This window comes from Streptomyces cucumeris (assembly GCF_024295805.1).
Lineage (GTDB): Bacteria > Actinomycetota > Actinomycetes > Streptomycetales > Streptomycetaceae > Streptomyces > Streptomyces cucumeris.
Genome location: NZ_JANCLX010000044.1, coordinates 33,106 through 54,335 on the forward strand (window position 1 = coordinate 33,106; position 21,230 = coordinate 54,335).

At 71.1% G+C, this 21,230-nt stretch carries 20 protein-coding genes and 1 pseudogene; 9 read left to right on the forward strand and 12 right to left on the reverse strand.

What is annotated here, in order from left to right:
* Nucleotides 1-108 precede the first annotated feature (108 nt).
* Nucleotides 109-389 (reverse strand): annotated as a pseudogene (locus NMK44_RS37600) (GlsB/YeaQ/YmgE family stress response membrane protein).
* Nucleotides 390-600: 211 nt separating this feature from the next.
* On the opposite strand from NMK44_RS37600, the gene NMK44_RS37605 reads away from it, so the two are divergent.
* Nucleotides 601-1,005, forward strand: a complete 405-nt coding sequence (locus NMK44_RS37605) for a DUF3099 domain-containing protein (protein WP_254751986.1) — start codon at nt 601-603, stop codon at nt 1,003-1,005.
* Nucleotides 1,006-1,198: 193 nt separating this feature from the next.
* On the forward strand, nt 1,199-1,435 hold the full coding sequence (locus NMK44_RS37610) for a hypothetical protein (RefSeq protein ID WP_254751925.1): 237 nt from the start codon (nt 1,199-1,201) through the stop codon (nt 1,433-1,435).
* A 45-nt stretch (nt 1,436-1,480) separates the two neighbouring features.
* On the opposite strand, the gene moaA is transcribed toward NMK44_RS37610, so the two are convergent.
* The 3 genes from moaA to NMK44_RS37625 all read right to left on the reverse strand — a co-directional run bounded on the left by moaA (nt 1,481) and on the right by NMK44_RS37625 (nt 4,598).
* The gene (moaA, locus tag NMK44_RS37615) at nt 1,481-2,470 is read right to left on the reverse strand and encodes a GTP 3',8-cyclase MoaA (RefSeq protein WP_254751927.1); all 990 of its coding nucleotides are present in this window, start codon (nt 2,468-2,470) and stop codon (nt 1,481-1,483) included.
* Between the two features lie 149 nt (nt 2,471-2,619).
* The gene (locus NMK44_RS37620) at nt 2,620-4,245 is read right to left on the reverse strand and encodes a monocarboxylic acid transporter (RefSeq protein WP_254751929.1); all 1,626 of its coding nucleotides are present in this window, start codon (nt 4,243-4,245) and stop codon (nt 2,620-2,622) included.
* Nucleotides 4,242-4,598 carry a DUF485 domain-containing protein gene (locus tag NMK44_RS37625; protein WP_254751931.1) on the reverse strand — a complete coding sequence of 119 codons (357 nt, stop codon included), beginning with the start codon at nt 4,596-4,598 and terminating at the stop codon, nt 4,242-4,244. The genes NMK44_RS37620 and NMK44_RS37625 overlap by 4 nt, the downstream gene beginning before the upstream one ends.
* A gap of 582 nt (nt 4,599-5,180) precedes the next feature.
* On the opposite strand from NMK44_RS37625, the gene NMK44_RS37630 reads away from it, so the two are divergent.
* Nucleotides 5,181-6,722 carry a S8 family peptidase gene (locus tag NMK44_RS37630; protein WP_254751934.1) on the forward strand — a complete coding sequence of 514 codons (1,542 nt, stop codon included), beginning with the start codon at nt 5,181-5,183 and terminating at the stop codon, nt 6,720-6,722.
* A gap of 39 nt (nt 6,723-6,761) precedes the next feature.
* Here the strand turns inward: NMK44_RS37630 and NMK44_RS37635 are convergent, their stop codons facing one another.
* Nucleotides 6,762-7,709: a sterol desaturase family protein gene (locus NMK44_RS37635; protein WP_254751936.1), complete on the reverse strand. Its 948-nt coding sequence runs from the start codon at nt 7,707-7,709 to the stop codon at nt 6,762-6,764.
* Nucleotides 7,710-7,890: 181 nt separating this feature from the next.
* Between NMK44_RS37635 and NMK44_RS37640 the strand changes: the two genes are divergently transcribed.
* From NMK44_RS37640 to NMK44_RS37660, 5 genes are all read left to right on the forward strand, one after another.
* Nucleotides 7,891-8,886, forward strand: coding sequence for a DEDDh family exonuclease (locus NMK44_RS37640; RefSeq protein ID WP_254751938.1), 996 nt, complete (start codon nt 7,891-7,893; stop codon nt 8,884-8,886).
* 64 nt (nt 8,887-8,950) lie between these two features.
* On the forward strand, nt 8,951-9,184 hold the full coding sequence (locus tag NMK44_RS37645; RefSeq protein WP_254751940.1) for a metallothionein: 234 nt from the start codon (nt 8,951-8,953) through the stop codon (nt 9,182-9,184).
* A gap of 121 nt (nt 9,185-9,305) precedes the next feature.
* The gene (locus tag NMK44_RS37650; RefSeq protein ID WP_254751942.1) at nt 9,306-10,112 is read left to right on the forward strand and encodes an SURF1 family cytochrome oxidase biogenesis protein; all 807 of its coding nucleotides are present in this window, start codon (nt 9,306-9,308) and stop codon (nt 10,110-10,112) included.
* Between the two features lie 28 nt (nt 10,113-10,140).
* Entirely contained in the window at nt 10,141-11,946 is a 1,806-nt protein-coding gene (locus tag NMK44_RS37655) for a glycoside hydrolase family 15 protein (protein ID WP_254751944.1), read from the forward strand.
* A 4-nt stretch (nt 11,947-11,950) separates the two neighbouring features.
* A complete protein-coding gene (locus NMK44_RS37660) occupies nt 11,951-12,706 on the forward strand; it encodes an SDR family oxidoreductase (RefSeq protein ID WP_254751946.1) in 756 nt (251 codons plus the stop codon).
* A gap of 247 nt (nt 12,707-12,953) precedes the next feature.
* Here NMK44_RS37660 and amaP read toward each other — a convergent pair whose 3' ends face one another.
* From amaP to NMK44_RS37685, 5 genes are read right to left on the reverse strand one after another with little or no spacing between them, the layout of a single operon-like run.
* Complete coding sequence (gene amaP / locus NMK44_RS37665) at nt 12,954-13,511, reverse strand: alkaline shock response membrane anchor protein AmaP (RefSeq protein WP_254751948.1); 558 nt, start codon at nt 13,509-13,511, stop codon at nt 12,954-12,956.
* Between the two features lie 6 nt (nt 13,512-13,517).
* Complete coding sequence (locus tag NMK44_RS37670) at nt 13,518-14,141, reverse strand: DUF6286 domain-containing protein (RefSeq protein ID WP_254751950.1); 624 nt, start codon at nt 14,139-14,141, stop codon at nt 13,518-13,520.
* Nucleotides 14,138-14,467 carry an Asp23/Gls24 family envelope stress response protein gene (locus NMK44_RS37675; protein WP_254751953.1) on the reverse strand — a complete coding sequence of 110 codons (330 nt, stop codon included), beginning with the start codon at nt 14,465-14,467 and terminating at the stop codon, nt 14,138-14,140. The genes NMK44_RS37670 and NMK44_RS37675 overlap by 4 nt, the downstream gene beginning before the upstream one ends.
* A gap of 9 nt (nt 14,468-14,476) precedes the next feature.
* Nucleotides 14,477-14,668 (reverse strand): hypothetical protein, encoded by a 192-nt coding sequence (locus NMK44_RS37680; RefSeq protein WP_176183659.1) that lies wholly within the window; start codon nt 14,666-14,668, stop codon nt 14,477-14,479.
* Between the two features lie 41 nt (nt 14,669-14,709).
* Complete coding sequence (locus tag NMK44_RS37685) at nt 14,710-15,210, reverse strand: Asp23/Gls24 family envelope stress response protein (RefSeq protein WP_254751956.1); 501 nt, start codon at nt 15,208-15,210, stop codon at nt 14,710-14,712.
* Between the two features lie 215 nt (nt 15,211-15,425).
* Between NMK44_RS37685 and NMK44_RS37690 the strand changes: the two genes are divergently transcribed.
* Nucleotides 15,426-16,139 carry a nucleopolyhedrovirus P10 family protein gene (locus tag NMK44_RS37690; RefSeq protein WP_254751959.1) on the forward strand — a complete coding sequence of 238 codons (714 nt, stop codon included), beginning with the start codon at nt 15,426-15,428 and terminating at the stop codon, nt 16,137-16,139.
* A 68-nt stretch (nt 16,140-16,207) separates the two neighbouring features.
* On the opposite strand, the gene NMK44_RS37695 is transcribed toward NMK44_RS37690, so the two are convergent.
* Together NMK44_RS37695 and NMK44_RS37700 are read right to left on the reverse strand one after the other, a co-directional pair.
* The gene (locus tag NMK44_RS37695; RefSeq protein WP_254751962.1) at nt 16,208-16,822 is read right to left on the reverse strand and encodes a response regulator; all 615 of its coding nucleotides are present in this window, start codon (nt 16,820-16,822) and stop codon (nt 16,208-16,210) included.
* On the reverse strand, nt 16,819-21,219 hold the full coding sequence (locus tag NMK44_RS37700; protein ID WP_428849371.1) for a HAMP domain-containing protein: 4,401 nt from the start codon (nt 21,217-21,219) through the stop codon (nt 16,819-16,821). The genes NMK44_RS37695 and NMK44_RS37700 overlap by 4 nt, the downstream gene beginning before the upstream one ends.
* Between the last annotated feature and the right edge of the window lie 11 nt (nt 21,220-21,230).

Sequence of the window (21,230 nt, forward strand, 5' to 3'; positions counted from 1 at the left end):
CCGGGCCCCAGTAGCTCCGGCGTCGAGCGAGACGACGAAGCGGCGGCCGGTGCGCATCCACCATGCGCGCCGGCCGCCGCCGCGTAAGGCGGGCCGGGCCGGTCGGTGCTAAGCCCGCTCCCGTTTACCGCCGTGGCGGATGGTCTGCCACAGCGGCGTGCCGAGGGCGACGATGACCACCGCCCCGGCCAGTTGGAGCAGATGCCGGATCCAGTCGAAGCCTCCGGTATGTCTGACCCCGATCCACCCGGCCACCGCGTTGCCCACGATGGCCCCGAGAATGCCGTAGAGACAGGTCAGCCACAGTGGGATGTCCTGTTCCCCGGCAGGATCGCCCTGGCAATCACACCAAGAATGATTCCCACGACGATCGCCCACAGCCAGTTCATGTCGCCTCCTGACGCGGTGGGGGTGCGCATTTCCCTCCAGTGTTCGACCGTTTCGGTTACGGCGCACGTCGGAGCGTCGGGTCCATGTCATGGCGTAACCGAGTGGCCACCCATCGGGGTGCCCCGGTCTCGAGTCCGGCGGCTGCGCGGCGTAACGTGGGATACGTCCCGGAGCGGGGTGGCCCGCTCCTCGAGCAGGTGGTGGAACGTGATGCGGAAGCACGGCGACGCGGAAGTCTTCCGGATCACCGGTGCCCGGCAGGGGCTGGCCGACGATGTGCGCGGCCGACAGCGGCGCTATGTGATCTCGATGTCCGTGCGCACCGTCTCCGTCGTACTGGCCGCGGTGCTGTGGAACGTGGAGCGCCATGTGGCCATCGTGGCGCTGGTGTTGGGCGTGCTGCTGCCGTACATCGCGGTGGTCATCGCCAACGCGGGCCGGGAGAACGCCCCTTCGCTGCCCACCACGTACCTCCCGCCGCCGCAGCGGCCCATGCTGGTCTCCGCCCCGCACCACGAAGAGCCGCACCACGGGCCGTCGGACGGCTCGCAGGCGGAATCCGCCGCGGAAGACATCGGACATACCAGCGAGGATGGACGCGGGGGACACGGCTGACCTGCCGCGTTTCCATATACTCAGGAAAACCTCAGATCAATCGCGCAGTTCCGGTGCACCGCGCCCCATCCCTCGTGACATACTGCGTACGCGCTCCGCATCCCCCGTCGGAGCGACGGACCGACGCCGGGCGGCTCCCCCCGTGGCTGCCCGGCGTCGCCATGTCCGGGGCGGTTTCCGTAGAGTCTGCGGTGTGAACACCCGCGAGACCCCCGCCGAAGACGATGCCGTGATCTGCTCCGCCAAGGGCTGCCGCGCCCCGGCGGTCTGGGTGCTGGCCTGGAACAATCCGAAGATCCACACTCCTGAGCGGCGCAAGACCTGGCTGGCCTGCGAGGAGCACCGGGAGCACCTCTCGCAGTTCCTCGGGGTGCGGGGGTTCCTCAAGGACGTGGTGACGCTCGAGGAGTGGTCGGCCGCCGAACGCTGATCCGGGCGGGCGGCCGACCACGAACGGGGCCGGCGGATCGGCGGATCAGCCGCCGATCGCCGACATCGGACGGTCCGGCTGGAGGAACGACGGGTCGTCCAGTCCGGACCCCGCCTTCTTCCCCCACATCGCCACCCGCCAGAGCCGGGCGATCTCCTCGTCCGGGGCGCCGGACCGCAGCGCGCCGCGCAGATCGGACTCCTCGCGGGCGAACAGACAGGTGCGCACCTGTCCGTCGGCGGTCAGCCGGGTGCGGTCGCAGGCGCGGCAGAACGGGCGGGTGACGGAGGCGATGACGCCGACGCGGGCGGGTCCGCCGTCGACGAGCCAGCGCTCGGCGGGTGCCGAGCCGCGCTCCCCGTCCTCCTCGGGGGTGAGGGTGAAGCGGGTGCGCAGACTGGTCAGGATGTCCCCGGCGGTGATCATGCCGTCGCGCTTCCAGCCGTGCTGGGCATCCAGCGGCATCTGCTCGATGAAGCGCAGTTCGTAGGCGTTCTCCAGGGCCCAGGCGAGCAGCTCGGGGGCCTCGTCCTCGTTGAGGCCGGGCATCAGCACCGTGTTGACCTTGACCGGGGTGAGCCCGGCGGCGCGGGCCGCCTCCAGACCCCGCAGGACGTCACCGTGGCGCTTGCGCCGGGTCAGCGCCTGGAAGACCTCCGGGCGCAGGGTGTCCAGGGAGACATTGACCCGGTCGAGACCCGCGTCGCGCAGCGCCTCCGCGGTGCGCTCCAGGCCGACGCCATTGGTGGTCAGCGACATCTGCGGGCGCGAGGTGAGCGCGGCGCAGCGTTCGACGATGGAGACCAGGCCGGGCCGCAGCAGTGGCTCGCCCCCGGTGAAGCGGACCTCGGTGACACCGAGGTCGGTCACCGCGATCCCGATCAGCCGGACGATCTCGTCATCGGTGAGCAGATCGGGTTTGGCGAGCCACTGGAGGCCCTCTTCCGGCATGCAGTAGGTGCAGCGCAGATTGCATCGGTCGGTCAGGGAGACACGCAGGTCCGTGGCAACGCGACCGTAGGTGTCGATCAGCATGGCGGCGGCCCCTCCAGTTCGCATGCATGATGTGCGCTACGTCAATTGTCCCGCAGCGTACGCCACAGCTGTGACGATCGGATTTCCTCAGGAACCTCACGGGATCCCGTGGATCCGTGGAGGGGCCGCTTCCGGCCCGGTCGGACCGGTCAGTGGGCTCCGTATCCGGTGAGGGAGCGGACCTCCAGTTCCGCGTACTTCTCGGGGTCCGGTTGCTCCTTGGAGACCATCGTGCCCAGCCAGCCGAGCAGGAAGCCCAGCGGGATGGAGATCAGCCCCGGGTTCTCCAGCGGGAACCAGTGGAAGTCGACATCCGGGAACATCGAGGTCTCCTTGCCCGAGACCACCGGCGAGAACAGCACCAGGAAGACCGACGACACCAGCCCGCCGTAGATCGACCACAAGGCGCCCTGGGTGGTGAACCGCTTCCAGAACAGGCTGTAGAGGATCGTGGGGAGGTTGGCGGAGGCGGCGACCGCGAAGGCGAGGGCCACCAGTCCGGCCACGTTGAGATCTCGGGCGAAGACCCCGAGGACCACGGCGACCGTGCCGATGCCGACCGTGGCCCAGCGGGCGGCGGAGATCTCCTCCTTCTGCGATGCCTGGCCCTTGCGGATGACATTGGCATACAGATCGTGCGCGAAGGACGACGAGGAGGCCAGGGTGAGCCCGGCGACCACGGCGAGGATGGTCGCGAACGCCACCGCCGAGATCACCGCCAGCAGGATCGCCCCACCGGTGGAATCCGCGCCACCACCGATCTCCTCCGCCAGCAGCGGAGCCGCGGTATTGCCCGCCTTGTTCGAAGCGATGATGTCATCACGGTTCAGCAGAGCCGCGGCACCGAAACCCAGCGCGATCGTCATCAGATAGAAGCCACCGATGATGCCGATCGCCCAGTTCACCGACTTCCGCGCCGCCTTCGCCGTGGGCACCGTGTAGAAGCGGATCAGGATATGCGGCAGCCCCGCGGTCCCCAGCACCAGCGCGATACCCAGAGAGATGAAGTCCAGCTTGGACGTCGCGTTGACCCCGTACTTCTGCCCCGGCTCCAGGAACTCCTTGCCCAGACCACTGTTCTTCGCCGCCTCCCCCAGCAGGTCGGAGACATTGAAGTTGAACTTCAGCAGCACCAGGAACGTGATCAGCAACGTGCCCGCGATCAGCAGGACGGCCTTGACCATCTGCACCCAGGTGGTCCCCTTCATCCCCCCGATCGAGACATAGAGGATCATCACCACCCCCACCAGGACCACGATCAGGATCTTCCCGGCCTCACTGGTGATCCCCAGCAGCAGCGAGACCAGCACCCCCGCACCGGCCATCTGCGCCAGCAGATAGAAGATCGACACCACGATCGTGGAAACACCCGCGGCCGTACGCACCGGACGCTGGCGCATCCGGTAGGCCAGGACATCGCCCATGGTGTAGCGGCCGGAGTTGCGCAGCGGCTCGGCGACCAGCAGCAGGGCCACCAGCCAGGCGACGAGGAAGCCGATGGAGTACAGGAAGCCGTCGTAGCCGGCCAGGGCGATGGCTCCGGCGATACCCAGGAAGGACGCCGCGGACATGTAGTCCCCGGAGATCGCCAGACCGTTCTGGAAACCGGAGAACTGCCGTCCCCCGGCATAGAAGTCGTTGGCGTCCTTGGTCTGGCGGCCCGCCCACACCGTGATGGCCAGCGTGGCCAGGACGAAGACGGTGAACAGAGTGATGATCAGAGGCCGGTTGTCCGAGGTGCTCTCAACCGCCAGCAGGTGACCCGCGGTGCTCATGCCTCACCCTCCATCCGGGCCTTGATGGCCTCCGCCCGCGGATCCAGCTTCGCCGCGGCATGCCGGGAGTACCACCACGCGATCAGGAAAGTGGTCAGGAACTGCGCCAGCCCGAAGACCAGCGCCACATTGATATTGCCGACGACCTTGGCCGACATGAAGCCGCCCGCATAGTTCGACAGCAGCACGTACAGCAGGTACCAGGTGACGAACGCGACGGTCAGCGGAAACGCGAACGAGCGGTGGGCACCGCGCAGTTCGGCGAACTCCGCACTCGCCTGCACCTCGGCATAGGACGGGTGATCTTGTCGCAGTTGATCGCCGGGACGATCGCTGGCCGGTGCGGTATCCACGGTCACTCCTGGTGGGGACGGGTACGGCGGCATAGGTGATCCAGATCACGCATGGTAGGCCGCGCCCGGGCCATCCAACAGGGTCCGGTTGATTGAAAGACGGAGAAGATTGATTGAAAGCCGTAGAAGATGCCCCCGGAGCCATCGGCTCCGGGTACTGTGGCGGGTTTTCTTCCGGAATGCATTGATGGCCGGGCTTGATCAGCGATAGCTTCCTTCGTCATGTACCCGCCCAGCGCATCATCCGCGCCGGGGCGGTCCGTACGGATGATGTGGAGACCCCATGGCTCATCTGAGATCGGCTCCTCCCAGACCCGGACGGCGGGCCGGACAGCGCCCGTCGCCGTCGCACCACCGCATCCGCACCACCTCCCTCCACGGCCTCGTCCCCGGCCTCGCGGCGCACCGGGGCACCGAGGCGACGCGCCCGGGGCACCGGGCCGCGGCCCGGACCCGGCACCACCGCGTCCCCCGGGTGGCGCGCTGAACGCGCGCCCGCGACACCGGTCCGGAAATGCTGACGACCCGGCCCGGTCCGCCCGTCCCTCCCTTCACGTCCACTCACAGAGAACCGGAGTACCCATGACGTCGCGCCGCTCCTCCCTGCCGCTGCGCACCGCCGCGATACCCGCCGCGATGGCTCTCACCACCGCGCTGGCCTTCCTCCCGGCCACCGCCAACGCCCTCGGGCGGGACGGCCACGCCCCCGCCGCGGCCCCGGCCACCGCTGACGGCCCGTCGATGAGCTACGTCGTCAACACCCGTACGGGGCACCAGGACGCGGGACGCGTCCGCAAGGCCATCGCCCAGGCCGGGGGCACCGTGGTGGTCTCGTACGACCGCATCGGCGTGATCGTCGTCCACTCCGCCAACCCGGACTTCGCCAAGACCATCCGCACGGTCCGCGGGGTCACCTCGGCCGGTGCCACCCGCACCGCGCCGCTGACCGCGCAGTCCACCACCGACGTGGGCACCCCGAAGGTGTCGACCGAGCGGGAGCAGAAGGCCGCGGCGGCCAAGGCCACGGCGGGTCAGGACCCGCTGGAGCCGCTCCAGTGGGACCTCCCGGCCATCAAGGCGGACAAGGCGCACGAGAAGAGCCTGGGCAGCCCGAAGGTGACCGTCGGCGTCATCGACACCGGAGTGGACGACACCCACCCCGACCTCGCGCCCAACTTCGACCGCAAGGCTTCGGTCAACTGTGTGGGCGGCAAGCCCGACACCTCCGACGGCGCCTGGCGGCCGAGCGCGGAGGAGAGCCCGCACGGCACCCATGTCGCCGGTGAGATCGCCGCGGCGAAGAACGGCGTCGGGGTCACCGGTGTCGCCCCGGGCGTGAAGGTCTCCGGCATCAAGGTGTCCACCACCGCCGGGTTCTTCTACACCGAGGCCGTGGTCTGCGGGTTCGTCTGGGCCGCCGAGCACGGCGTGGACGTCACCAACAACAGCTATTACACCGACCCGTGGTACTTCAACTGCACCACCGACCCGGACCAGAAGGCGCTGGTCGACGCCATCACCCGGGCCACCCGCTACGCCGAGCGCAAGGGCGTGGTCAACGTGGCCGCGGCGGGCAACGAGAACTACGACCTCAGCGCGGACTCCATCACCGACCCCTCCAGCCCGAACGACACCACCCCCGGTGACCGCGAGGTGGACCCGAGCGTCTGCCTGGACATCCCGACCCAGCTGCCGGGTGTGGTCACCGTGTCGTCGACCGGCGCCAAGGGGCTGAAGTCCTCGTTCTCCAACTACGGTCTGGGAGTCGTGGACATCGCCGCCCCGGGCGGCGACAGCACCGCGTACCAGAAGCCCGCGCCCCCGGCCACCAGCGGTCTGATCTACAACACGCTGCCCGGCGGCAAGTACGGCTACATGGCGGGTACCTCGATGGCCTCCCCGCACGTCGCGGGGGTCGCGGCGCTCATCAAGAGCACCCACCCGAAGGCCTCGGCGCAAGCGGTGAAGTCGCTCCTGGCGCGCCAGGCCGATGACACCGCCTGCCCGAACCCGTACGACATCGACGGCGACGGCACGGCCGACGCGGTGTGCGAGGGCGACGCGCGGTACAACGGCTTCTACGGCGCGGGCATCGCCGACGCCCTGGACGCCGTCAAGAAGTGACGGACTGACCGCGGATCCCCGTACGGGCCGCCGGTGCGCTCAAGCCCCGGCGGCCCGTGTGCGCTCCGGGACGGGCCCGGCCGCGGCGGGCGGGGCGGACACCGGCGCGGACTCATCGGGGGCGGCGGTCCCGGGGACAGCGGTCCCGGGAGCGGCGGCCACGGGGGTCCAGCCGGGGCCGCGGAAGACCCGGCCCGCGCGCTCGCGCCAGCCCTCGGCCGCGGCGACGTCGCGCGCGATGGCCGCGTACTCGTGGGTGGCCACCCGGAGCGGGTTGTAGGTGTCGATGTTCTTCGTCAGCCCGTAGACCGGCCGTTCCGTCTCCGGTGCGAAGGAGCCGAAGAGCCGGTCCCAGACGATGAGGATCCCGGCGAAGTTGCGGTCCAGGTAGCCCCCTTGGGAGGCGTGGTGGACCCGGTGGTGGGAGGGGGTGTTGAAGACCAGCTCGACCGGGCGGGGCAGGGTTCCGATCCGCTCGGTGTGGATCCAGAACTGGTAGACGAGGCTGGCCGAGGAGCAGAACGCCACGGCGGCCGGATGCACCCCGAGCGCGATGAGCGGGAGGTAGAACACCCAGCCGGTCCAGGAGGTCCACGGCTGCCGCAGCGCGGTGCTGAGGTTGAACTTGCGGCTGGAGTGGTGCACCACATGGCAGGCCCACAGGATGCGGATGACATGGTGTCCGCGGTGCAGCCAGTAGTAGAGGAAGTCCTGCGCGAGCAGCATCAACGGCAGCGTCCACCACAGCACCGGTACGCGCAGCGGGGTGAGTTCGTGGACCGCGGCGTAGACCGCCACAATCGGGATCTTCCACACCAGATCGAAGAAGAGACTGCCGAGTCCCATGGTGACGCTGGTCGCGGCGTCCTTGGCCGCGTACCCCTCGGCATCCTCGTCGGGGTGCAGCCGGCAGGCCACTATCTCCACGACGGTGAGCAGGACGAAGGCGGGGATCGACCACAGCACGGCGTTGGGCAGATGCGGCATATGCGCAACATAGGACCGTCGCAACCCCAGCACCAGAGGAGAGTTACCAACTAGTACACTGGCGTGTCCGGGCGTGGTGTCCGCGCCCGCCCGCCCGACGGGCCGTCAACCCGGGTACGTGGCCCGGCCGTACCGGGGCGTTGGTCGGAGGTGTCGGCGGCGGCCCGTATCCTCAGGGACCATGCTCGAAGACCCCACGGAAGCCGCACCGCAGCTCGCTCCGGACTCGTCGTGGCCGCCCGGTTATCCGCAGGGGTACGCGGTCGTCGACGTCGAGACCACCGGGCTCGCCCGGGACGACCGGATCGTGTCGGCCGCGGTCTACCGGCTCGACGCCCGGGGCACGGTGGAGGACCACTGGTACACGCTGGTCAATCCGCAGCGCGATCCCGGGCCGGTGTGGATCCACGGGCTGACGCGGGAGGTGCTGGCGGACGCGCCGCTCTTCCCCGAGATCGCCGGCGCGCTCGCCGAGCGGCTGGACGGCCGGGTCCTGGTCGCGCACAACGCCGTCTTCGACTGGTCGATGCTGGCCCGTGAGTACGCCCGCGCCGGCAGCGCGGCACCGGTGCGCCAGCGGCTGTGCACCATCGCCCTCTCCAAGGAGCTCGGGCTGCCGCTGCCCAACCACAAGCTGGAGTCCCTGGCGGCGCACTACGGAGTGGTGCAGGAGCGCGCCCACCACGCGCTGGACGACGCCCGGGTGCTCGCCGAGGCGTTCCGGCCGAGTCTGCGCAAGGCGGCCGCGGCCGGGCTGCGGCTGCCCCTGCTGGCCTGTCAGCCGCTGACCGAGTGGTCCGACGGACCGTCGGGCGGGATCGGCCGCCAGCGTTCGTACCGGCCGACGAGCTGGCGCCCCAGCCGTAAGCGGCCCGCCTGCCCGTACCCCAACCCGGGGCGCTACGCACCGGGCGGCACGCTGGTGCAGGGGATGCGGGTGGCGTTCTCCGGGGACACCTCGGTCGACCGCGAACTGCTGGAGGACCGGGCCGTGGACGCCGGACTGCACGTGGCCACCAGCGTGTCCCGGCTCACCAGCCTGCTGGTCACCAATGATCCGGAGTCGGCCACCTCCAAGACCGTCAAGGCGCGCTCCTTCGGCACCCCGGTCATCGACGAGGCGGCTTTCATGCAGCTCCTCCAGGACGTCACTCCCGCACCGCCGACAAACAGGTGAAGTCGGCGCGACGCGCCCGCCCGCCGCTCGCCCGCCGTCGCGCTCGCGCCGCACGCTGTGGCGCATGGCACGTTGTGAGGTCTGCGGAAACGACTACGGCATGACGTTCGAGGTGCACGCGCAGGGCGCCGTCCACGTCTTCGACTGCTTCTCCTGCGCCATCCACCGCATGGCACCCGTCTGCGAGCACTGCCGCTGCCAGATCATCGGGCAGGGCGTCCAGGCGGACGGCAACTTCTACTGCGGTGCGCACTGCGCCCGCGCGGAGGGGAAGGTGGGCATCGTCGACCACGTCTGAGGGCCGCCCGCACCGGACCGCGGTCCGGACGGGCGGCGGTCCGAACCGGGCCACCTGCGTGGATTGTCATCCGGTGCCCCCACCGGCCGGGGGACAATCCACGCCGAGTAGTGTCAAGGGCGTGTACCGCTTTCTGTTGACCCGGCAGTGGGTGATCCTCACGCTGGTAGGGCTCGTGCTGATCCCCACCATGGTCCGGCTGGGATTCTGGCAGCTCCACCGCCATGAACACCGGGTCGCGCAGAACCATCTGATCGGGGACAGCCTGAAGGCCCCCGCGGTGCCCGTCACCGAGCTCACCTCCCCCGGCCGCGAGGTCCGCCGCGACGACACCTGGCGCACCGTGCGGGCCACCGGCACCTATGACACCGCCCATGAGGTCGTGGTCCGCCAGCGCACCGGCTCCGACGAGCAGTCCATCGGCTACTTCGTCCTCACCCCGCTGACCCTCCCCGGGGGTAAGTCCGTCCTGGTCAACCGGGGCTGGATCCCGGCGGGCACCGACCTCACCCGGTACCCCGAGGTCCCCGCCGCGCCCTCGGGCGAGGTCACCGTCACCGGCCGGCTCAAGGCCGACGAGACTCCCGGGAACAGCGGGATCAAGGACAAGCAGGGGCTGCCCGACCGGCAGGTCAGCCTGATCAACAGCGAGCGGCAGGCCGAGCGGCTGTCCCGGCCGGTGCTGGGCGGCTATATCGAGCTGACCTCGTCCTCCCCCAAGGGCGGCAAGCGGCCCGAGCCGGTGGCCGCACCGGACCACAGCAGCATCGGCCCGCACATGGCCTACGCCATCCAGTGGTGGCTGTTCGCGGCCGGGGTGCCCGTCGGCTGGTTCGTGCTGGTCCGCCGCGAGCGCAAGGACCGCGCCGCCGAGAGCGCCCCCGCCGCCGCACAGGAGAAGGTCCCGGCCGCCGCGGGTGCGGAGTAGCCTTCCGCTTCCCGGGAAGATGCCCGGTGTGTCTCACCGCATCGACGACTACGCCCTCATCGGGGATCACCAGACCGCCGCCCTCGTCGGCCGCGACGGCTCGATCGACTGGCTCTGTCTGCCCCGCTTCGACTCGCCCGCCTGTTTCGCCGCGCTCCTGGGCGACCAGGACAACGGCCACTGGCGGCTGGCGCCCCGGGACGCGGGCGACTGCACCCGCCGGAGCTACATCGAGGACTCGCTCGTCCTGGAGACGGTCTGGGAGACCGCCTCCGGCACCGTCAAGGTGATCGACTTCATGCCGCAGCGCGACCGGGCGCCCGATGTGGTCCGCATCGTCGAGGGCGTCTCCGGCAGCGTCGAGATGCGGGGCGTGCTCCGGCTGCGGTTCGACTACGGCCATGTGATCCCCTGGATGCGCCGTGACGACGGCCACCGGATCGCCGTCGCCGGACCCGACTCGGTCTGGCTGCGCTCGGAGCCGGAGGTGCACACCTACGGCAAGGACTTCAGCACCCGCTCGGAGTTCACCGTCTCCGCCGGGGAGAAGGTGGCCTTCGTCCTCACCTGGCACCCCTCCCATGAGCCGCGGCCACGGCTCATCGACCCGCACGACGCACTGCGCGCCAGCCTCGAGGACTGGCGTACCTGGGCCGCCCGGTGCACCTACCGGGGGCCGTACCGGGACGCGGTGATGCGCTCCCTGGTCACGCTCAAGGCGCTCACCTACGCACCCACCGGCGGGATCGTCGCCGCCCCCACCACCTCGCTGCCGGAGCACCTGGGCGGGGTGCGCAACTGGGACTACCGCTACTGCTGGCTGCGGGACTCCACCCTCACCCTGAACGCGCTGCTGTCCGCCGGATACCGCGACGAGGCCGTCGCCTGGCGGGACTGGCTGCTGCGGGCGGTCGCGGGCGACCCCGCCGAGCTCCAGATCATGTACGGGCTCGGGGGCGAGCGGCGCATACATGAGCACGAGCTCGACTGGCTGGAGGGGTTCGGGCACTCCGCCCCGGTCCGGGTGGGCAACGGCGCGGTGGCGCAGCGCCAGCTCGACGTCTACGGCGAGGTCCTGGACACCCTGCATCTGGCGCGGGTCTCCGGACTGCCCTCCGAACCGCACGCCTGGCGGATGCAGAGCGCGCTGATGGACTTCCTGGAGTCCGCGTGGCGCGACCCCGACGAGGGGCTGTGGGAGGTGCGCGGACCGCGCCGCCACTTCGTCCACTCCAAGGTGATGGCCTGGGTCGCGGCCGACCGTGCGGTGCGCGCGGTCGAGGCGCACCCCGAGCTGAGCGGGGACGCCAACCGCTGGCGGACGATGCGGGACGCGGTCCACCGCGAGGTCTGCGAGAAGGGGTACGACCCCGCGCGCTCCACCTTCACCCAGTCCTACGGCTCCGCCGAGCTGGACGCGGCCACGCTGCTCATCCCCCGGGTGGGCTTCCTGCCCGCCACCGACCCCCGGGTCATCGGCACCATCGACGCGGTCCGCCGGGAGCTGTCCGAGGACGGTCTGATCCGCCGCTACACCGCCGACGGGGACGCCGGGGGCGACGGGGACGGGAACGTCGACGGGCTGCCCGGCCGCGAGGGCGCCTTCCTCGCCTGTTCGTTCTGGCTCGCCGACGCGCTCCAGCTCACCGGCCGCCGCAAGGATGCCCGCGCCCTCTTCGAGCGGCTGCTCGACCTGCGCAACGACGTCGGACTGCTGGCCGAGGAGTACGACCCGGCCGCCGGCACGCTGCTGGGCAACTTCCCCCAGGCGTTCAGCCATATCGGCCTGGTCGACACGGCCCTTACCCTCGCCGCGGACACCACGGCAGACTGACCCCATGGATCTTGGACTCAAAGACCGGGTGTACCTCGTCACCGGAGCCACCCGCGGGCTGGGCCTGGCCACCGCCCGTGAGCTGATCGCCGACGGCGCCAGGGTGGTCCTCACCGGACGTGACGCGGACACCGCGGCCGCCATCGCCGCCGAGCTGGGGCCCGGTGCCGTCGGGGTGGGCGCCGACAACGCCGACCCCGGCTCCGCCGAGCGGCTCATCGCCACCGCCCGCGAACGCTTCGGCCGCTTCGACGGAGTGCTGATCAGCGTGGGCGGGCCGCCGGCCGGTCCCACCGCCGGCATCACCGACGCCCAGTGGCAGACCGCCTTCGAGTCGGTCTTCCTCGGCGCCGTCCGGCTGGCGCGCACCGCCGTCCCGGAGCTCTCCTCCGGCGGGGTGATCGGCTTCGTACTGTCGGGGTCGGTACGGCAGCCGATCCCCGGCCTGACCGTCTCCAACGGGCTGCGGCCGGGGCTGGCCGGGTTCGCCAAATCGCTGTCGCTGGAGGTGGGACCGCTGGGCATCCGGGTCGTCGGCCTCCTCCCCGGCCGGATCGACACCGACCGGGTGCGGGAGCTGGACGGCCTCTCGGGCGACGCGGACGCGGCACGCGAGCGGAACGCCGCGGCGATCCCGCTGCGGCGGTACGGGACCCCCGAGGAGTTCGGCAGGACCGCCGCGTTCCTGCTCTCCCCCGCGGCGTCCTACGTCAACGGCGTGATGATCCCGGTGGACGGCGGCGCCCTCCAGGGCATCTGAGCGACGCCGGTCCGACGACGGCCGCCGGGACGTCGCGCCCCGGCGGCCAGCCGGACCACCGTGACGGAACCCGGCCCCGCCCGGTGACGGGAACCCGCGGGCGGCCGGGAGGCCGAGGCACGCGTGTGCCCCTGCGCCTCGGACCGCACCCGCTCCGCCCGGTGGCGGGGGCTCGGCCGGGAGACCGCTCCAGCCGGTGCCGCGAGCCCGCAGGCGGGAAGGGCTCCGATCCGGGCGAGCCGCGCGGCTAGAGCGCTCGCTCCGCCCGGTGGCGGGTGCCGCGCAGGCGGACTTCGGCCGGGAGGCGTTCCAGGCCGGCCGAGGTGCGCGCGTGTTCCAGGGCTTCGGTCCGCAGCCGGTCCAGCGTCACCACCGGCTCCGCCCGTGGTTCCAGGACCAGGTCGACGCGGGCCTCCGGGGTGGTGCGGCGCCTGCCCCGGAGGAGGACATCGGCGCGTTCGACGCCCTCCAGCGCCTCCGCCTCGGCCGTCAGCGCCGCTTCCAGGGCCCGGCCGCGCAGCAGGGCGCCTTCGCCGTCGCCGGTCTCCACCAGTACTTCGGCAAGTCTGCGGCGGCGGAGCTGGGCCAGCGCCCACCACACCGCGAGCAGCACCACCAGGGCGAGCACCCCGATGACCAGGGGCCACCACCACGAGGCGTCACGCCAGTGGGTGCGCTCCTCCCGGCTCAGCACCACATCGCCGCGTCCGTCGAACGGCGGCCATCCGGTCAGCGCCAGTACGCCCGCGGCCAGCAGGACCACGCCGGTCAACGCCAGCAGCACCCGGTTGACGATCCGCAGCATCGCCGGTCACCCCTTCGCCGGTCGCCGGACCCGTACGGTCAGCCCCGGGTGGCGGGCGAGGCCGAGCTGCCGGATGCCCTCGCCGAGCACCGTGACCAGATCCGCGCGTACCTCGTCCAGGTCGCGGAAGTGGGCCTGGGCGCGGGCCCGGACGCGGTGGCGGCCGACCGAGACGCGCACCGAGCGCACCCCGGACACCTCCATCGCCCGGTCGCGCAGCACCAGACCGGCGGCGCCACGGTCGATCCCGGCCCGGATGTCGTCGGTCTCCCGCATCGGCAGCAGCCCGCGCAGCCCCGGTGTCACCGCCAGCACCACCATCCCCACGCCCAGCACGACCAGGGCGACGGCCACGCCCACGACCCAGCCGTCGTCGAGGGTCCGGGTGGCGAGCTGGTCGGCGAGCCAGCCCCGCCACTGCATGGCCGTCCGGCCCGCACGCACCGCCGCCACGTCGTACAGCAGCAGCCCGGCCGCGGCGACGACGGCCAGCGCGACCAGGGCAGCCGGGACCCGGCGCACGGACCAGAACCGTCCGGGGCGCCCGTGCTCATCGCCGTTCCCGCCGCCGGACTCCGGTTCGTACGCCGCCATCGATGCGGACTGCCGCACCTCGCGCTCCGCGTTCATCGCACCCTCCCCCGCTCCGCGCGGTCCAGCAGGGGCGAACGCAGCCGCTCCACCGTCACCGCCACCTCGGGTACCTCCATACCCGCCAATGTGCCGAGCCGTTTCCTGACCTGGCGGCGCACCGCACCGCACTGGGCGCCCAGGTCCGACGGATAGCCCAGCTCGACGGCGACCCGTACCCGCGCGACCCGCTCATGCACCGCGACGACCGCGTGCGGCGGGTGGGCGTCGGGGCACTCCAGTGCCTCCCGCGCCGCCTGCGAAGCGATCTTCGCGACCACGCGGTCCGCGATCCGTGTCGCGCCCCGCTCCCCGGGTTCGACCACGACGCCGCCTCACCGGTGCCGTTCACCGCGGCCGCGGGAACGGAAGAACTCGCCCGGCTCCAGGTCCCCGTCCAGGAACCGGCCCGCGACAAACCCCACGAACCCGAGTGCGGCCACCAGCAGAAAGGCCCCGAATCCGCCGAAGTACCCGGCGAAAGCAAGCGCCATCCCCGCGATCATCCCGACCACGGCCATGCTCATCGTGTGCTCCCCTACTGGAGCCGACCGGAGCCGTCACCGGCCTACTGGAGCCTGGGCTCCGTCGATTCCTCTACTTCGTCCGGCAACTTCACATCGCTGACCGCGATATTGACCTCGACCACCTCGAGTCCCGTCATCCGCTCGACCGCGGAGATCACGTTCTCCCGCACGGCACGGGCGACATCGGCGATCGAGACGCCGTAATCCACCACGATCTCCAGGTCGAGGGCGGTCTGCACCTCGCCCACCTCGGCCTTCACCCCGCGGGTGACCGACCTTCCGCCTCCGGGCACCCGGTCCCGTACGACCCCGAAGGTCCGTGCGAAACCGCCGCCCATGTCATGGACCCCGACCACATCGCGGGCCGCCATTCCGGCGATCTTCTCCACGACGCCGTCGGCGATGGTGGTGCGCCCGCGGGAGCCCGGATCGCCCCCGCCGCGCCGGGTGGGGACGGCACTGCCGCCCGGCGTCCTGGGCGTGGCGGCGGAGGGCTCGGTGGCGGGGTTCTCGGGCCGGTTCCGTGGTGCGGTCTCGGACATCACCGGTCATCCCTTCCGAGGAGAAGAGTTCCGGGGCGGAGAGCCGTGCCGCGGCCCGGCCCGCGCCTCTACTGCCACAGTAAAGGCGCTTGCCCCGAACCGCGCCGGAGATGCGGCACTCGCGCGAACAGCCGCCGGAAAGTATCCGCACCCACCGGATCTGCGGCAGGCTGAACGCAGTGGCACACAGGGCGTCACACAGGCCGTGAGGAGTGATGGCGGTGGTCACGGGCCAGCTCGCACACGCGGTTCGGCAACAGCTCCGGCTCGGGCGGCTGCTGCCCCTGGGCGGACCGGAGGACGGTACGTGGCTGACCGAGCAGGCCGCGGAGGGGGTGCTGCGACGGGCCGCCGCCGAGGTGCCCGGGGTCCGGCTGGACGGGCTGCGGATCGGCCCGGCCGACCCGGACGCGGTGGGGTCGTCCGCCGTACCGGCGCCGCCGAGCGCACTGCCGCCGGTTCCGCTGCGGATCGGCGCGGAGTGCGGGGCGACCGTGGCCGAACCGCTGCCGGTGACGGCGGACCGGCTGCGGGACGCTCTGCTCGGGGCGGTCACGGACCGGCTCGGTCTGACGGTCGACGCGGTGGACCTGCGGGTCACCCAGGTGCTGGACGGGCCCCCGCCGCCGCTGGCACCGCCCGAGGAGCCGGGCGCGCGGCCGTCGGTGACCCCGGAGGTGACCGGCAGCCGTGAGGCGGCGGCCGCCGCGGCCGCGCGGGCGGTGCCCGGGGTGACGCGGCTGGCGCCGGTGCTGGGGTCCTCGCGCGGGGTGCACGCCGACGGGGCACATCTGCGGCTGGAGCTGGCCGTGGCGGCCGATCACCATGCGCTGGAGGTGGCCCGGCGGGTGCGGACGGCGGTGGCGGAGGCGGTTCCGCGGCCGGTGACGGTGGCGGTCCTGATCAGCGCGGTGGATGTGATCGCCTAGGCGGCACCCGCCGCGGGGGGGGCGCGGTGCGGTGCGGTGCGGTGCGGTGCGGGTGTGCCGCGCGGGCTTCAGGGACGGGCCTCGGTACGCAGCCCCTCCACGGCGCGCTCCAGCTCCGACACCCGGTCGGCCAGTTCGGCCGCCTCGGGGGCCGCCGCGCCGCGCAGCAGCATCTCGGTGCTGGCGAGCTGTTCGGCGATGGTGACGAACCGGTCCTCCGAGGGGGTGACCCGGTCACCGATCAGCCGTCGCCGTAGCTGCTGGGCCTGCGCCTCGAGCTGGCGGTTCTTGCGGTGCAGCTCCAGGAAGACATTGACCTTGGTGCGCAGCAGCCACGGGTCGAAGGGTTTGGTGAGGAAGTCGGCGGCGCCGATCGCATAGCCGCGGTAGGCGTAGTCGGAGTCGGCGTCGGTCCCGGTCAGCAGGATGATCGGGACGTCCTTGGTCTGGTCGAGCCGTTTGATGTTGGCGGCCGTCTCGAAGCCGTCCATCCCCGGCATCAGGACGTCGAGCAGCACCACCGCGAAGTCCTGCCGCAGCATCGCCTTCAGCGCCTCCTCACCGGAGTGGGCGCGGACGAGCTGCTGATCGAGCGGGCCGAGGACGGCCTCCAGCGCGATCAGGTTCTCCTCCATGTCGTCGACGATCAGGATGCCGGCCTTGTCGGAGGCGGGTGTGGTCATGACTCCCCCTGCCTCGGCCGGGGCGGCCCGGTCTCACCGAACCCGCTCCCGTCCGGTCCGTTGCCGATCTCGTCCTCGATCTCGCCCTCGATCTCGTCCCCGACGTCACCGTCGAGGGTGTCGTCGAGCCCGCCCTCGATGTCGTCGTCGAGGGTGCCGCCGAGCTCGTCCGCCGTCACGATCAGCTCCTCGGCCCCGTCCCGGGACCGGTCCTCGGCTGTGTCCTGGGCGGTGCCGCCTCCGGGGTCGAGCAGATCGACGATGGCCGACATCAGCCGGTCGACGTCGACGGGTTTGGGCACATAGCCGTTGGCGCCGCTGTCGATGGCCTTCTCGCGGTCACCGGGCATGGCCTTGGCGGTGAGGGCGATGATCGGCAGTTCGGCGAGCCGGGGGGTGCTGCGGATGGCGCGGATGGTCTCGTAGCCGTCCATCTCCGGCATCATCACGTCCATCAGGACCAGTGAGACGTCCGGGTTGCGGTGCAGCACCTCCAGGCCCTCGCGGCCGTTCTCCGCGTACTTCACCGACATCCCGACCCGGCCCAGGACATGGGTGAGCGCGAAGACGTTCCGGATGTCGTCGTCGACGATGAGGATGCGGCGTCCGCTCAGCACCCGGCCGGGCCGGCCGACCTGCCACTCCTTGAGCCGGGTGGTCTCGGGCCAGGCATCCTCCCGGTCCTCGGCCGTATCCGGGCCCAGTCCGACGCCGTCCCCGAAGACACCGCTCGGGGCGTGGTCGGCGGTGTCCGGCAGCGGTTCGTCGGGGGCGGGCGGCACCGCCGGGACGGTGGAGCCGGTGGCCCTCGGGTCCGAGGGGTCGGGGGCCGGGACGACACCGGTGTAGTGGGAGGGGATGTAGAGGGTGAAGCAGGAGCCGACGCCGAGTTCGCTCTCGGCCACGATCCGGCCGCCGAGCATCCCGGCGATCTCCCGGCTGATGGACAGTCCGAGGCCGGTACCGCCGTACTTGCGGCTGGTGGTGCCGTCGGACTGCTGGAACGCCTCGAAGATCACGGGCAGTTTCTCCGGCGGGATGCCGATTCCGGTGTCGGTGACGGAGAAGGCGACGACGGCGTCGGCGTCCCGCAGCGTCTCCTCCTCGAAGTCGGCTCCGGGCGACCGTTCGACGCGCAGGGTGACCCCGCCGGAGGAGGTGAACTTCAGGGCGTTGGAGAGCAGGTTGCGCAGGATCTGCTGGAGCCGCTGCTCATCGGAGAACATCTCGCGCGGTACGTCCTCGCCGACGGCGATCTCGAAGGACAGCCCGCGGTCGATGGCGAGCGGCCGGAAGGTGGCGTTGACGTAGTCGAGCAGCTTGACCAGCGGCAGCTTCTTGGGGCGGACGTCCATCCGGCCCGCCTCGATCTTCGACAGATCCAGGATGTCGTTGATCAGTTGGAGCAGATCGGAGCCGGAGCGGTGGATGGTGGTGGCGAACTGCACCTCCTGGGAGGAGAGCCGCTCGTCGGCGTTGTCGGCGAGCAGCCGGGCCAGGATCAGCAGGGAGTTCAGCGGGGTGCGCAGCTCGTGCGACATGTTCGCCAGGAACTCGGACTTGTACTGCGAGGCGGTGGCCAGCAGCGCGGCCTTCTCCTCCAGCTCCGCGTTGGAGCGCTGGAGCTCGTTGGACCGCTGGCGCAGCTCGGTGGTGAGCCGCTGCGATTCGGACAGCAGCGACTCGGTACGGGCGTTGGCGATGATGGTGTTGATCGAGACACCGATGGTGTTGACGAACTGGTCGATGAAGGCGAGGTGGACCTCGCTGAACCGGCTGAAGGAGGCCAGCTCGATCACTCCGAGCACCTGGTCCTCGTAGAGGATCGGCAGGATGACCACACTGGCCGGGAGGGCGGATCCGAGGCCGGAGTTGATGGTGATGTAGTCCGGCGGGACGTTGGTGATGAGGATGCGCTTCTTCTCCAGGGCCGCCTGGGCGACCAGGCCCCGGCCGGGGGTGCCGGTCTGCGGCAGCGGGGCGTTGTCCTGGTTGGTACCGTATCCGGCGATCAGCTCCAGGTCCTCACCGGGCGAGGCGCCTGCGGCGCTGAGGAAGAACGCCCCGAACTGCGCGTTGACCAGCGGGGTCAGCTCGCGCAGGATCAGGTCGGCGACCTCGACCAGATCGCGGTGACCCTGCATCAGGGAGGCGATACGGGCGAGGTTGGACTCCAGCCAGTCCTTGGCGCGGGTGGTCTCGCGGAGGTTGGCGACCATCAGGTTGACGTTGTTCTTCAGTTCGGCGACCTCGCCCTGGGCCTCGACCGAGATGGAGCCGGACAGATCGCCCTGGGCCACGGAAGAGGCGACCTCGGCGATGGCGCGCACCTGGGTGGTGAGGTTGAGGGCGAGGTCATTGACGCTGGTGGTCAGCCGCTTCCAGGTGCCGTAGACCGCCTCGACCCGGGCCTGACCGCCGAGCTGGCCCTCACTGCCCACCTCACGGGCCACCCGGGTGACCTCGGAGGAGAACGCGGAGAGCGTGTCGACCATGGTGTTGATGGTGGTCTTCAGCTCCAGGATCTCGCCGCGCGCGTCCACGTCGATCTTCTTGGACAGATCGCCCTGGGCGACCGCGGTGGCCACCTGGGCGATATTGCGGACCTGGGAGGTCAGGTTCCCGGCCATGAAGTTCACGTTGTCGGTGAGGTCCTTCCAGACCCCGGAGACCCCGGGGACCTGTGCCCGGCCGCCGAGTTCGCCCTCGGTGCCGACGTCACGGGCCACTCGCGTCACCTCGTCGGCGAAGGCGCGGAGCTGCTGGACCATCGTGTTGACGGTGTCCTTGAGCTCCAGGATCTCGCCGCGGGCATCCACGGTGATCTTCTTCGACAGATCGCCGTTGGCCACCGCCGTGGTCACCTGGGCGATATTGCGCACCTGGGAGGTCAGGTTCAGGGCCATGAAGTTGACGTTGTCGGTCAGTTCCTTCCAGACCCCGGACACACCGCGCACCTGGGCCTGACCGCCCAGGTTGCCTTCGGTGCCGACCTCGCGGGCCACTCGCGTCACCTCGTCGGCGAAGGACGACAGCCGGTCCACCATGGTGTTGATCGTGGACTTCAGCTCCAGGATCTCGCCCTTGGCCTCCACCGTGATCGTCTTGCTGAGATCGCCCTCGGCCACGGCGGTGGCGACCTGGGCGATATTGCGGACCTGGGAGGTGAGGTTGTCCGCCATGAAGTTCACGTTCTGGGTGAGGTCCTTCCAGACCCCGGAGACCCCCCGGACCTGGGCCCGGCCACCGAGCATGCCCTCGGTGCCGACCTCACGGGCCACCCGCGTCACCTCGTCGGCGAAGGCGGAGAGCTGGTCGACCATGGTGTTGATCGTCGACTTGAGCTGGAGGATCTCGCCCCGGGCGTCCACGGTGATCTTCTGGGAGAGGTCACCGTTGGCGACGGCGGTGGTCACCTGGGCGATATTGCGCACCTGGGACGTCAGGTTGGACGCCATGAAGTTCACGTTGTCGGTGAGGTCCTTCCAGACCCCGGAAACCCCGCGCACCTGCGCCCGGCCGCCGAGCTCGCCCTCGGTACCCACCTCACGGGCCACCCGCGTCACCTCGTCGGCGAAGGCACGCAACTGGTCGACCATGGTGTTCACGGTGAGCTTCAGCTCCAGCAGCTCACCGGTGGCCTCGACGGTCACCTGCTGGGTGAGGTCCCCGCGCGCGACCGCCGTGGTGACCACGGCGATGTCGCGGACCTGGGCGGTCAGCCGGGAGGCCATGGTGTTGACGGCCTCGGTCACATCGCGCCAGTCGCCGGAGAGCCCCTGGACCTTCGCCCGGCCGCCGAGGCGGCCCTCGGTGCCCACCTCGCGGGCGATCCGGGTGAGCTCGCCGGTGAACAGCGAGAGCTGGTCCACGGTGCGGTTCACCCCCCGGCCCAGGCGGCGCAGATCGCCGCGGAGCTGGCGGTTGCCGTCGTGCAGATCGACCCGCTGGGTCAGATCGCCCGCGGCGACCGCGTCCAGCACCCGGGTGGCGTTGGAGACCGGTCCGACCAGCGCGTCCACGAGCTGGTTCGCCGCGTCCACACTGGCCGTCCAGGCGCCCTGGCCGGGGCTGGCACCGATCCGTTCGTCCAGCCGTCCCTGGCGCAGCACCTCACGGCGCACCCGCTGGAGCTCATCGGCCAGATGGGCGTTGCGCAGGACGAGCTGGTTGAACACCCCGGCCATCTCGCCCAGGACACCCGCGCCCGAACCGTCCATACGGACGGTGAAGTCGCCGTCACACAGGGCATGCATGGCCGCCAGGAGGGATCGCAACTCGGCCGAGCACACGGCCTCCTGGCCCCTCTCCAGCTCAGCCGGAGGGGCGGGACCCGGGCGTTCCGCCGCGGAGCGCCGGGCAGTGTGCGTATCGGTGGGGATCGGGTCGAGTGCCATGGCGTCGTCCC